This window comes from Halorubrum rubrum (genome assembly GCF_024494685.1).
Taxonomy (GTDB): Archaea; Halobacteriota; Halobacteria; order Halobacteriales; family Haloferacaceae; genus Halorubrum; species Halorubrum rubrum.
Genome location: NZ_JANHDM010000003.1, coordinates 147,031 through 158,968, shown reverse-complemented (window position 1 = coordinate 158,968; position 11,938 = coordinate 147,031). Strand labels below are relative to the sequence as shown.

Annotated in this window: 12 protein-coding genes; 8 read left to right on the top strand and 4 right to left on the bottom strand. The window is 70.1% G+C overall.

Annotated features, from left to right (window positions below):
• Positions 1-117 precede the first annotated feature (117 nt).
• On the top strand, positions 118-858 hold the full coding sequence (locus NO889_RS05060; RefSeq protein WP_256411180.1) for a proteasome assembly chaperone family protein: 741 nt from the start codon (positions 118-120) through the stop codon (positions 856-858).
• A 6-nt stretch (positions 859-864) separates the two neighbouring features.
• Here the strand turns inward: NO889_RS05060 and NO889_RS05055 are convergent, their stop codons facing one another.
• Together NO889_RS05055 and NO889_RS05050 are read right to left on the bottom strand one after the other, a co-directional pair.
• Positions 865-2,277, bottom strand: a complete 1,413-nt coding sequence (locus NO889_RS05055) for an isochorismate synthase (RefSeq protein ID WP_256411179.1) — start codon at positions 2,275-2,277, stop codon at positions 865-867.
• A gap of 165 nt (positions 2,278-2,442) precedes the next feature.
• Positions 2,443-3,078, bottom strand: a complete 636-nt coding sequence (locus NO889_RS05050) for a molybdopterin-dependent oxidoreductase (protein WP_256411178.1) — start codon at positions 3,076-3,078, stop codon at positions 2,443-2,445.
• 185 nt (positions 3,079-3,263) lie between these two features.
• On the opposite strand from NO889_RS05050, the gene NO889_RS05045 reads away from it, so the two are divergent.
• The 3 genes from NO889_RS05045 (at position 3,264) to NO889_RS05035 (ending at position 5,711) form a co-directional block, all read left to right on the top strand.
• Positions 3,264-3,479 carry a ribbon-helix-helix domain-containing protein gene (locus tag NO889_RS05045; protein ID WP_066415053.1) on the top strand — a complete coding sequence of 72 codons (216 nt, stop codon included), beginning with the start codon at positions 3,264-3,266 and terminating at the stop codon, positions 3,477-3,479.
• Between the two features lie 93 nt (positions 3,480-3,572).
• Positions 3,573-3,851 (top strand): UPF0058 family protein, encoded by a 279-nt coding sequence (locus NO889_RS05040; RefSeq protein ID WP_066415056.1) that lies wholly within the window; start codon positions 3,573-3,575, stop codon positions 3,849-3,851.
• A 150-nt stretch (positions 3,852-4,001) separates the two neighbouring features.
• Positions 4,002-5,711: a rhomboid family intramembrane serine protease gene (locus NO889_RS05035; RefSeq protein ID WP_256411175.1), complete on the top strand. Its 1,710-nt coding sequence runs from the start codon at positions 4,002-4,004 to the stop codon at positions 5,709-5,711.
• Positions 5,712-5,771: 60 nt separating this feature from the next.
• Here the strand turns inward: NO889_RS05035 and NO889_RS05030 are convergent, their stop codons facing one another.
• Positions 5,772-6,410: an METTL5 family protein gene (locus NO889_RS05030; protein ID WP_256411174.1), complete on the bottom strand. Its 639-nt coding sequence runs from the start codon at positions 6,408-6,410 to the stop codon at positions 5,772-5,774.
• A gap of 4 nt (positions 6,411-6,414) precedes the next feature.
• The gene (locus NO889_RS05025) at positions 6,415-6,831 is read right to left on the bottom strand and encodes a DUF7961 family protein (protein WP_256411173.1); all 417 of its coding nucleotides are present in this window, start codon (positions 6,829-6,831) and stop codon (positions 6,415-6,417) included.
• A gap of 279 nt (positions 6,832-7,110) precedes the next feature.
• On the opposite strand from NO889_RS05025, the gene NO889_RS05020 reads away from it, so the two are divergent.
• The 4 genes from NO889_RS05020 to NO889_RS05005 all read left to right on the top strand — a co-directional run bounded on the left by NO889_RS05020 (position 7,111) and on the right by NO889_RS05005 (position 11,838).
• Complete coding sequence (locus NO889_RS05020) at positions 7,111-8,064, top strand: transcription initiation factor IIB (RefSeq protein ID WP_256411172.1); 954 nt, start codon at positions 7,111-7,113, stop codon at positions 8,062-8,064.
• 75 nt (positions 8,065-8,139) lie between these two features.
• Positions 8,140-8,574 carry a universal stress protein gene (locus NO889_RS05015; RefSeq protein ID WP_256411171.1) on the top strand — a complete coding sequence of 145 codons (435 nt, stop codon included), beginning with the start codon at positions 8,140-8,142 and terminating at the stop codon, positions 8,572-8,574.
• Positions 8,575-8,620: 46 nt separating this feature from the next.
• Entirely contained in the window at positions 8,621-10,561 is a 1,941-nt protein-coding gene (gene menE / locus NO889_RS05010) for an o-succinylbenzoate--CoA ligase (protein ID WP_256411170.1), read from the top strand.
• On the top strand, positions 10,558-11,838 hold the full coding sequence (locus NO889_RS05005; RefSeq protein WP_256411169.1) for an AGE family epimerase/isomerase: 1,281 nt from the start codon (positions 10,558-10,560) through the stop codon (positions 11,836-11,838). Before menE ends, NO889_RS05005 begins: the two co-directional genes overlap by 4 nt.
• Positions 11,839-11,938: the final 100 nt, after the last annotated feature.

Here is an 11,938-nt window from a genome sequence, read left to right as displayed (position 1 = left end):
TTCGTGCCGCTCGGTTAGTCGGTTTCGGGTCGACATCGGTGCGAGCGGGAGCCCGCGCGACGTCCCGCGTCCGACGCCACGCCTACCTTTAGGTCGCCCCGCGTCGTACCGCCGCGCATGGCGCGAATATCCGTTCTCGACGAGGCGGTCTCGTTCTCGGAACCGACCCTGGTCGAGGGGTTTCCGGGCGTCGGGCTCGTCGGCAAGATCGCGACCGACCACATGATCGACGCACACGGGATGGTCCACTACGCGAACGTCCACTGCGACGGGCTCCCGCCGGTCGCCGTCTACCTGGAGTCGGACTCGTCGGCGACGACGCCGGTGCGGCTGTACGCGGATCCGGAGCGCGATCTGGTGGCGCTCCGAAGCGACGTGCCGGTCCACCCGAGCGCCGCCGCCGAGGTCGCGAACTGTCTCGACGGCTGGTTCGACGAGACCGGCACCTTCCCCGTGTTCCTCTCGGGACTCGGCCGTGAGAAGGGCGAGGAGCCGCCGTCGATCTACGGGATCGCGACCGGAGAGGGCGACGACGCCCTGGCGCGCGCCGAGGTGTCGGATCCGCCCGAGTCCGGGCTCGTCTCCGGGCCGACCGGGGCGATGCTTTCGGCGTCGCTGGAGCGCGACCGCGACGCGGTCGGGCTGATCGTCGAGTCCGACCCGCAGTTCCCCGATCCCGAGGCCGCGCGGATCCTCATCCGCGACGGGATCGACCCCATCGCGGGCACGGAGACGTCGACGGACGGCCTCGTCGACCAGGCGACGGAGATCCGCGACGCGAAACAGCAGCTCGCGGAACGGATGCGACAGGCGACCGAGGAGAGCTCGCAGGCGGAGCCGCTGAAGATGTTCCAGTGACGGCCGTCAGTCGTCGCGTTCGGGCGCTCCGTCGTCCACCGGGCCACCGTCGGTGAAGCCGGCGGATTCGCCGGGATCGCCCGCGTCGTGTTCCTCCAACTCGTCGAGGATCGGCCGGTACTTGAGCTGTATCTCGTCCCACTCGCGGTCGGGATCGGAGTCGCCGACGAGTCCGACGCCGGCGAAGAGGGTGGCCCGGTCGGGCGTCGCCACGGCGGAGCGGATCGCGACCGCGAACGCGCCGTTGCCGGCGGCGTCGATCCAGCCGACGGGAGCCGCGTACCACCCGCGATCGAACGGCTCCGTCTCGTGAATCGTCTCGAGGGCGCGGTCCGGCGGGAGCCCGCCGACCGCCGGCGTCGGGTGGAGCGCCTCGACGAGCTCGAGCACGTGTCGGTCCGCGTCCAGCTCCGCGGTGATCGGGGTGTGGAGGTGTTGGACCGTCGCGAGCCGACGGACGCGACGCTCGCCGGCCGAGATGGACGCGGCGTACGGCTCCAGCTGATCGCGCACCGTCTCCGCGACGAGTTCGTGTTCGTGGACGTTCTTCGCGTCGGCGAGCAGCTCCTCGGCGAGCCACTCGTCCTCCGCGGGCGTCTCGCCGCGACCGGTCGTTCCGGCGAGCGCGTCGGTCTCGACGGTTCGGCCGCGAAGCGAGACGAGCCGCTCCGGCGTCGCGCCGAAGAAGACGCTCCCGCCGTCGTCGGGCTCGAAACAGTAGCGGTGACAGTCGGGGTACTTCGCGGCGAGCCGCTCGAGCGTCGCCGCCCTGGGGAACTCGCTCGCGAGGTCGGCCTCGAGCGCCTGGGCGAGCACCACCTTCCGCAGCTCGCCCTCGCCGATCCGATCGAGCGCGGCGGTGACGCTCTCCCGCCAGTCCTCCCGGCTCGTCGTCCGTCGCTTCCCGCGGATCCCCGGTCGACCGGGCCGCGACCCGTCCGCCGGGCGGCCGTCCAGCCGGTCCGTCTCGCGGTCCAGCCGGCGCTCGACCGCCGCCGCCGACGCGTCCGATCCCGCGTCCGTCACCGTGAGCCAGGTCCCGTTGTCGGCGAACGTGACCTGAACGCGGGGCAGGACGAATCGCGCCTCCGGAAACGGCTTCCACGGGTCGCCGGCACAGGCCCCCTCGTGGAAGGCGAACCCGCCGAACACCCGCGGTCGGGCCGCCTCCGTCCCGGCGTGGACGTCGCCGGTGTCGAACAGATCGTCGGTCGCCTCGCGGATCGCGGCGAACCGGTCCGGCCCGCTCGCGGTCAGCGTCGCGGCCGCACCGCCCGCCAGGACGAGCGCGTCGTCGGGGGCGCTCCAGACCGTCCGCGGCGTCGGGAGCGCGTCGAACGCCGCCGCGAACGCGGGCGACGAAACCGCGGTCGTGCGGCTGACGAGCGGCGGCGACGACGTCGAACGCGCCGGTTCCATTGAAGCGAGTTCGGGTCCGGAGGCTCTTAAGGGTGTCAACTCCCCCCGCGTTCCGGCGGGTCGTGACCGGAGCGACGCCGATCCGTACGCGGTCGAGATCCGTGTGCGGTCGAGATCCGTGTGCGGTCGAGAATCCGTGCGCGGTCGCGGGGATCCCTCGGCCGTTCAGCTGTACCGTTCCTCCTTCCAGGGGTTCGCGGTGTCGCTGTAGCCGCGCTTCTCCCAGTAGCCCAGTTCGCGTTCGGTCAGAAACTCGACGCCGGAGACCCACTTCGCTCCCTTGTAGGCGTACTTGTGGGGCGTGACGACGCGGAGCGGACCGCCGTGGTCCGGCGGGAGGTCCTCGCCGTCGTATTCGTACGCGAAGAGGACGCCGTCTCGAGTACACTCCGCGAGCGGCAGGTCGGTCGTGTAGCCGTCGAGCGCGTGGAACATGACGTGGTCGGCGTCCTCGCGGACGCCGGCGCGCTCCACGATCTCGGCGAACTCGACCCCGGTGAACTCACAGTCGAACTTGCTCCAGCCGGTGACGCAGTGGAAGTCCTGTCGCTGGGTGACCGCGGGAAGCTCCGTGACCGCCTCGAGCGACAGGGAGAGCGAGTCGTCGACGGCCCCCCAGACCTCGAAGGACTCGTCGGGTCTCCACGAGGGCGTGCCGCTCTTCGAGAGCACCGGGAACCGGTCGGTCTCGCGCTGTCCCGGCGGAAGCCGGTCGTCGCCGTACTCGCGGTAGAGGCCGGTGAGGTCCTCGATACCGTCGGTTACCGGGTTCTCACTCTCCTCCGTCCGTGTCTCGGTCATACCCCGGATACGGACTCGGGAACCGTATGGGTACCGTTCGGATCTCACGTGCTCGTTTCGGAAACCCCGTACCGACGATGTGTGATCCGAAAGTATTGTTTTGAAAGTAAATAGATCGAGTTTCGGATCACCCGAGAGCCGACGCTACATTTATATACACTATCCTGTTAGACGCGGCCAAGAGAATGCCACGAGTGAAGATAACCGTCCCGGAACACTTGGAGATGCAGATCACGCAGATGGTAGAACAGGGCGAGTTCCTCAACCGCGAGGAGGCCGTCGAGGAGCTCCTCTCGACCGGAATCAAGGCGTACAAGACGAGCGGACCCATGGAGGACGACGACTCCGGCGGATTCGAAGACGAGGGGATGATGGGTCACGAGGACGAGTACGTCTTCTGACCGGTAGTCGGGGCGTGACGCGCCCGTTTTTTCCCGATCCGTGCGTCTCACCCTCAACAACGCTTAAACCGACTCCGACCCGTATTTGGCTCCATGCACAAGGACGAACTGCTCGAGCTTCACGAACAGATGGTGACGATCATGGAACACTTCCGGGCACAGGAGACAGTCGACGAGGGGCTCTTCGACCCGTACGACGAGCTCGACGTCGACCCCTCGCACGTCCACAAATCGAAGAGCGAGCACAAACACGCCGTGTTCGTGCTCGGGAACGCCTTAGCGAACGCGATGAGCGAGGACGAGTTCTCGCCCGCGGGCCGGGTCGGCAAGCGGATGAAGGAGCTCGCCGACGACGCCGAGAACAAGATCTGAGGGAGCTCTCGGAGGGTTCACCGCGCCCCCCGCATCCCCCCACGTCGACTCCATCCGTCGCGCTCGTCACGCTCCTCGCACCCGCCGCGCCCCGCGCACTCGCCGCGGCGACCCGCGAATTGATATGCGATCGGTCGCTGTAGTGGGTGTATGGCCCTCGAGGCGCTACCGGTCGACGCCGCTCACCTGCTGTTCGCGGGCGCGGCGTCGATCGCCGCGCTGGCGGCGGTGTACGCCTCGGACCGCCCCGCCGGATCGTGGGGGCGGCGGCTCCGGTCGCGGCTGCTGTTGGGCGTTCCGTGGGGCACGCTCGTCGCCGTCGGGTTCGTGATCGGCGTCTACCTCTTCGTACAGAGCGGGATCGAGAACCCGAACCGCCCGGTCGTGATCCCGTTCCGCGCGTGGTCGTACTTCTACCCGGAGGGAATGCTCTGGGCGGGCTTCTCACACGCGAGCCGCGGGCACGTCACCGGCAACCTGCTGTCGACGCTCGTCGCCGGGACGCTCGCGGAGTACGCGTACGGTCACTTCCCGCGCGAGCGCGGACGCGAGGCGTTCGGATCGCTCCGAGAGAACCCGTACGTTCGGGCCTTCTGTGTCGTCCCCGGCGCGATACTGGCCTTCGGGGTCGTCTCTTCGCTCTTCGCGCTCGGACCGGTGATCGGGTTCTCTGGCGTCGTCTTCGCGCTGTGGGGATTCGCGCTCGTTCACTACCCGATCGGCACGATCGCGTCGCTGACGGCGGCGACCCTCGTGAGCGTCGTCTACGAGGCGGTCCGAACGCCGGTGGAGATCGCGGAGGCGACCCCCTCGTTCGGCCCGCCGAGCTGGGCGAACGTCGCGATCCAGGGACACGCGCTCGGGCTGATCGCCGGGGCGCTCGTCGGAGTCTGGCTCCTCCGCCGACGATCGCGGGGGCACGCCGGTCCCTCGCACGTCTCGGCGCTCGCCGTCTTCGCCGCCGTGGCGCTGTTCGGGGCGTCGCGCCGATTGTGGGCGGTTTACTGGTACCTGGGGGATCAGCGGTACGAGCTGTACCGCGCGCTAGGACTCGCCGGCGTCCTCGCGCTCGCCGCGATCGTCGCCGTCGCCGTCGCGGGACGAGAGCGGCCGATCCGTCCGGCGATCGCGGTGCCGAACCCGAGAACGATACGCGAGAGCGTCGCGTCCGCGACGCCAGCGGCGCTCGGACTGTTCCTGCTCCTCGCCGCGTTCGCGGCCGTCGCCGGCCCCGCGGTCGTTCCCAACCTCGTCGCGGTCGACGAGGCGGGCCTTCCGGGCGATCCGGTCGACGTCGAGGGGTACCAGGTGACCTACGCCGAGGACGTCGAGGACCGGACGGTGAGCGCGATCGACGTCGAGGCGTTCGGTCGCTCCACGTCGGTGCGGACCTCGGGGGTGATCGTCGCGAACCCGGACCGGGAGATCTGGACCACGGCGGTCTCGAAGGGGAACCTCGCCTTCTGGGGGTACCGCGCCGTCGACGTGGGCGGGACGGGCTGGCGCGAGACGGTGTGGGTACAGCGCACCGGGTGGGTCGCCGTCGGCGGAAACGCCACCTACCGCGTCGACGCGGTTCGCGAGGAGGGCCGATCGACGCTGTTCGTGAGCGATGCGGTCGACGCGGAACCCGTCCTCGACGGTCGGAACGTCACGGTCGCGGCCGTCGAGGGCGGCTTCGACCTCCGCGTCGCTCACGAGGGCGAAAACGCGACGGCGTCGATCCCTCCGCGAAACGGGTCGGTGACGCTCCAGGAGGTCGAGTTCCACCGCGAGACGGAAGCGATCTACGCCGAACGCGGCGACTCGAGGGTTCGGATCGCGGAGCGGGAGCGGTACGAGGGGCGCGAACGGAGCTGACGGCGGGCGGAGAGATCGACGAGCGGGCGGTTCACGGAGGACCAAGGAAAGCCCACGACTTCAGTCGTGGGTCACTGACTCCCACTCGATCCGGTACACCTCGACGTCGAGGTCGCGGGAGTCCTCGGCGTGGTGGTCGAACTGGGCGTCGACCGCGAAGTCGGCCGCGAACGCGTGGGTCACCTCGCCGCCGTTGTCGGCGGCGAACGCCTCGAGGAAGTCGCGGCTGCCGGCGTTGTGGACGGAGTAGGAGACGCTCGCGAGGTCGCTCGCGGTCGCGAGGAACGACCGGTCCGCGTTGCGGTTGCCGTCCTGCGCCCCGAACGGCGGGTTCATCACGACGGTGACCGGCTCTCGAAAGCTCACCGGCGCTCGCGTCGCGTCCCCCTGTATCCAGTGAACGGGGGCGCTCGCGGCGACACGGCGCTCGTTGTCGCGCGCGGTGGTCAGGGCGGTGCGATCGAGTTCGATGCCGACGACTCGCGCGGGCCCGCGGAGCGCGGCAGCGAGCGCGAACATCCCCGTTCCGGCACCCAGATCGAGGACCGTCCGGCCGTCGACGTCGCCCTGGAGGTCCGCGAGGTGGACGACGTGGGCGGCGAGGTCCGGCGGGGTGGGGTACTGCTCGAGGGCCGCGCGGGGGCTCTCGAATCCGGCGATGACGCCGAGTTTCGTCGCGAGCGATCGCTTCGTCGCCATGCGCTCAGGCCGCCGTCGGGTCGCCGTCGGTCGGGATGTCGTCGACCCGGACGAACTCGACTCCCTCGCGGCGGGCGCGCTCGGCCAGCGCCGACAGCGTCGGTTCGACCGTCTCGGCGTTCGCGACCTCGTCGAGGCGGACCTCGATCCGGCCGGCTCCGAGGAACGCGGCCGCGCGGACGAACCCGCGCAGCCGGTCGGCCTCCTCGCCGGCGGCGAGCGGGCAGTCGTCGGCGAAGCAGGCGTCGACGGAGAGCGTCGCCGGGTGGTATCCGCGCGCGGAGAGGCCGGATTTGAGGTCTCGAAGGTACTCGGGCGCGGTGCTCTCGAGGTCGGCCGCGTCGACGACGATGGGGTCTATCTCGGCGGGGCGACAGCCGTCTATCGCGGCGTCGATCCCGTGGGGCTCCGTCGTGCTCATACACGTCATAGTTTCTAGTTATACAAAAGCCTTTTTGAATGTTTGATAGTAATAATTCGTGCGTCACGGAGCGTCGGTCACGTTTCGTGTTCGGACGCGGACGACGGAAGCCGCCCTTCGAGTACCGCCGCACCTTCGACTTTCACACTGATCGGGCGTAATACGGATCGAGAGACGCTGTACGTCGGGTATTCGGCTCTCATCTTCGGCGTTCGATCGTGTTTCCTCTCCAATATTTGTGAACAAGTCTTAAATACGGCAGTGACCAGAAACCTTATAATGGAACGTCCGAGCCGGCAGCGCCAACGGGAGCGGGACACCGAGCGAGAATCGGACGAGGAAGCGATCGCTTGCCCCGAGTGTGATTCCGCCGAGATCGTCACCGACGCGGACCAGGAGCTCGTCTGTGAGGACTGCGGGCTGGTCTTGGACGAACAGACGATCGACCGCGGGCCGGAGTGGCGGGCGTTCAACCACTCCGAACGGCAGTCGAAGTCCCGCGTCGGCGCCCCGATCACGGAGACGATGCACGACAAGGGGTTGACGACGACGATCGACTGGAAGGACAAGGACGCGTACGGTCGGTCGCTCTCCTCGGAGAAGCGCTCGCAGATGCACCGGTTGCGGAAGTGGCAAGAGCGGATCCGGACGAAGGACGCGGGCGAGCGGAACCTCCAGTTCGCGCTCTCGGAGATCGACCGCATGGCGAGCGCGCTCGGCGTTCCCCGGTCGGTCCGCGAGGTGGCCTCGGTCATCTACCGACGCGCGCTGAGCGAGGACCTCATCCGCGGCCGGTCGATCGAGGGCGTCTCCACCGCCGCGCTCTACGCCGCCTGTCGACAGGAGGGGATCCCCCGCTCGCTCGACGAGGTCGCGGAGGTGTCCAGGGTTCCGCAAAAAGAGATCGGCCGGACGTATCGCTACATCTCCCAGGAGCTCGGACTGGAGCTCAAACCGGTCGATCCGAAGCAGTTCGTCCCGCGGTTCGCCTCCTCGCTCGAACTCAGCGAGGAGGTTCAGTCGAAGGCGACCGAGATCATCGACGTCTCCGCGGAGCAGGGACTGCTCTCCGGGAAGTCTCCCACCGGATTCGCCGCGGCCGCGATCTACGCCGCCTCGCTCCTGTGTAACGAGAAGAAGACCCAGCGCGAGGTCGCCGACGTCGCCCAGGTCACCGAGGTCACCATCCGCAACCGCTATCAGGAGCAGATCGAAGCGATGGGCTTCCGCTAGCTCGCGGTCGATCGCTCGCCGGCGGCCGCCGGAGGATCGGGTTTTTAATCGGCACCCGGCGTATCGCTCGATGAGATGTACGACGACATTCTGGTGCCGACCGACGGGAGTCCCGCCTCCGACGCCGCGATCGAACACGCGATCGACCTCGCTGACCGGTACGGGGCCCGACTCCACGCGCTCTACGTCGTCGACGGCTCCGCGTACTCGACGCTGGAGGCCGGCTCGGAGATCGTCATCGACGCGCTACAGTCGGAAGGAGAGGAGGCGACCGCGCGCGTCGCCGACGCCGCGGCGGACGCCGGCGTGGAGGCGACCACGACGGTGGCGTCGGGGACCGCCTACCGATCGATCCGCGAGTACGTCGACGAACACGGGATCGACATGATCGTGATGGGGACTCACGGACGGAAGGGGCTCGACCGGTACCTGCTCGGGAGCGTGACCGAGCGGGTGGTTCGAACCGCCGACGTCCCGGTGTTGACCGTCCGACAGCCGAGCGATGAGTAGGTACGACGATGAGTGACCCACGTCGTCGGCTTCCGTTCGCCTGATCATGCGCGACTGGCTCTCACACCGGGTCGTCTCCTCGCCGGACGAGGTCGGACTGATCCGCGCGGAGGACGGGGAGGCGTGGACGTACGCCGACCTCGATCGACTCGTCTCGGAGACCGCTGGTCGGCTCGCCGCACACGGGATCGCCGAGGGGGACCGCCTCGGCGTGCTCACGCCGCCGTACGTCGGAACGGTCGGGCTCGTCCACGCGACGATGCGTCTCGGTGCGACGCTCGTTCCGCTCGGGGAGGAGCTCACTCCGCGCGAACTGGGCGAACGCGTCGATCGCGTCGGCCTCGACGCGGTGGTCTGTGCGGAGTCGACCGAGTCGAACGCGCTCGACGCGGTCGAGGACGTTCCGGTCCTCTCCGTCGACGAGCCCACCGACGCGACGGTCACCGCCGTCCACGACGTCGATCCCGAGCCGGTCGAACCCGCCGCGTGGACGTTCGAGGATCCGCTGTGTATCCTCTTCACGTCGGGGACGACCGGCGCGCCGAAGCCGGTCCCGCTCACCGCCGGCAACGTCTACTCGTCGGCGGTCGCGTCCGCGTTTCGGCTCGGCGTCGACCCCGAGGACCGCTGGCTCGTCTCGCTCGCGCTCCACCACATGGGCGGGCTCGCGCCGGTGTACCGGGCGGTGCTCTACGGCTCGACGCTCGTGCTTCGCGAGGGATTCGATCCCGGCGGCACCGCGGACGACATCGACCGGTACGACGTGACCGGCGTCTCGCTCGTGCCGACGATGCTCGAGCGCATGCTCGACCGCCGCGGGACGCTCGCGGACACGCTGCGGGTCGTGCTCCTCGGCGGCGCGCCGGCCCCCGAGGAGCTGATCGAGCGCTGCCGAGACTACTCGGTTCCGGTGTACCCGACCTACGGGATGACCGAGGCCGCCTCGCAGGTCGCGACGGCCACGCCGAGTGCGACCCGCGACCGGCCCGACACGGTCGGTCGCCCGGTCTTCGGCACCGACGTGGTCGTCGTCGACGAGAACGGGGACCCGGTCGACGCCGGCGAGACCGGCGAGATCGTCGTCGACGGCCCGACGATAACGTCGGGGTATCTGGGTCCGGACGCGGCAGGTGAGGAGTTCGGACCGTACGGGCTTCACACCGGCGACGTCGGAACCCTCGACGAGGACGGCTACCTCTACGTGTTCAACCGGCTCGACGACCGGATCATCTCCGGCGGCGAGAACGTCGAGCCGGGCGAGGTTTCCGACGTGTTGGGGGGACATCCCGCGGTCGACGACGTCGCCGTCGTCGGCCTCGAGGACGACGAGTGGGGCGAACGCGTCGCGGCGCTCGTCGCCGTCGGGGACCGACCCGCCGCGATCGAGACGACGGAGGCAACCGACGCGGAATCGGGAGTCGACGCGGAATCGGGAGTCGACGCGGAATCGGCGACTGATGCGATCGACGAGGACGGTCCGGAGCGAACTGGCGACGGCGGCGAGGACGAAGTCGAGGTCGAGAGCGCCTCCGAAGCGGACGGTGACGTCGATACGCCGACCGGGGGCGACGCCGGTCCCGCGGCCGCTGGAGACGCCGGTTCGGCCACCGCAGACCACCTCGACGACTCACTTCTCGAGTTCGCTAGGGACCGGCTCGCCGGCTTCAAGATCCCGAAAACCGTCGCGTACACCGACGAACTCCCGCGAACCGTCTCGGGAACGATCGACCGCGACGCGGTCAGGGAGCGGCTCCGAGAGACGGGTCACGACCCGCGCGGCGAGTTCGGGAGCGCCGGGTTCGAACCGGCCGATCCGGAACCGGCCGATCCGGAACCGGCCGATCCGGAACCGGCCGACCCGGAACCGGCCGACCGAGACGGCGTCGCCGATCGCGACGACGTCGGCGGCGATGACGACGGGGCGGACGACTCCGAACTGGGCGACGATGACGACGGTTCCGCCGGCGATCCGGGACCTGAGCCGTGATCGAGCGCGCGTCCGCGACCGCCCGCGGTCGGCTCCTCGCCGCGCTCCGCGTCCAGTACCCGGACGTGCTCGGCGGGGCGGGATTCCGGCCGCTCCACCCGGTCACGGGCGAGCCCTGCGCCGACGGCCGGCGGCACCTCGTCGCGACCTGCCGGTCGGTCGCCAACTTCGCGGCCGGCGCGGTCGCGGGCGGCCCCGACTGGTGCGTCGACGCCGCCGAACGCGGGATCGACTTTCTCGAGTCGGCACATCGGGCCGACGCCGGCGGCTACCGCCTCGTCGTCGACGCCGACGGCGACCCGGTCGACCGGACCCGGTCGGCGTACGGCCACGCCTTCGTGCTGCTCGCGTACGCCCGCGCGACCGCCGCTGGAGTCGACGGTGCCGAGGCCGGACTCGAGGCGACGGCCGCCCTCCTCGAGGAGCGGTTCCACGACGGGACGGGCCGCCTCCGGAGCGACTGCGACCCCGACTGGACCGAACGCGAGCCGTACCGCGGACAGAACGCCAACATGCACGCCTGCGAAGCGTACCTCGCCGCCCACGAGGCGACCGGGGACCGGCGATACCTGGAACGTGCCCGACGGGTCGCCCGCGGGATCACGGTCGACCTCGCCGCCGAGACCGACGGGCTCCTCTGGGAACACTACACCGAGGGGTGGGACCACGACTTCGCGTACAACGCTGACGCGCCGCGACACCGATTCCGACCGCCCGGCTACCAGCCGGGCCACCACGCCGAGTGGGCGACGCTCCTCGCGCTGCTCGACCGGTACGACGCCGGCTGCGCGCCCGCGGGCGGCTGGGCGTCGCGCGCGGCCGAGCTGTTCGCGGCCGCCGTCGACCTCGGCTGGACGGGGGACGGGTTCGTCTACACCGTCGAGGCCGACGGCGACGTCCTCGTCCCCGACCGCTACGGGTGGGCGCTCGCCGAGGGGATCGGCGCGGCCGCGGCGCTGGCGGAGCGGGCCGACGCGGGGAGGGTCGATCCGGACGCGGTCGAGGCGGCTGCGGTGGGCCACGGGACCGTCGACGCCGGGAACGACCCGGTCGCGGTCGACGTCGACCGGTTCGATCGGTGGCACGGCCGTCTCGTGGACCTCGCGGACGACTATCGCGGGCCGGCCGGCGTCTGGTACGAGAAGCGTCTCGCGCCCGCCGCCGGCGGCGATCCGGTCGCTCCGGAGCCGCCGGCCGTCGAGCCCGACTACCACCCGGTGAGCGCCTTCCTCGAGAGCTGGCGGTCGGGACGCCTCCGGGAGGCGCGTCGGGAGTGAGGGCCCGACCCGGAGCCCGACCGCGGCCCCGCCGACCGCCCCGTCGACCCGGTCGCCGAACCCGTTTAGTCGCCGCGGACCGTATCCGACACCCGGTGAC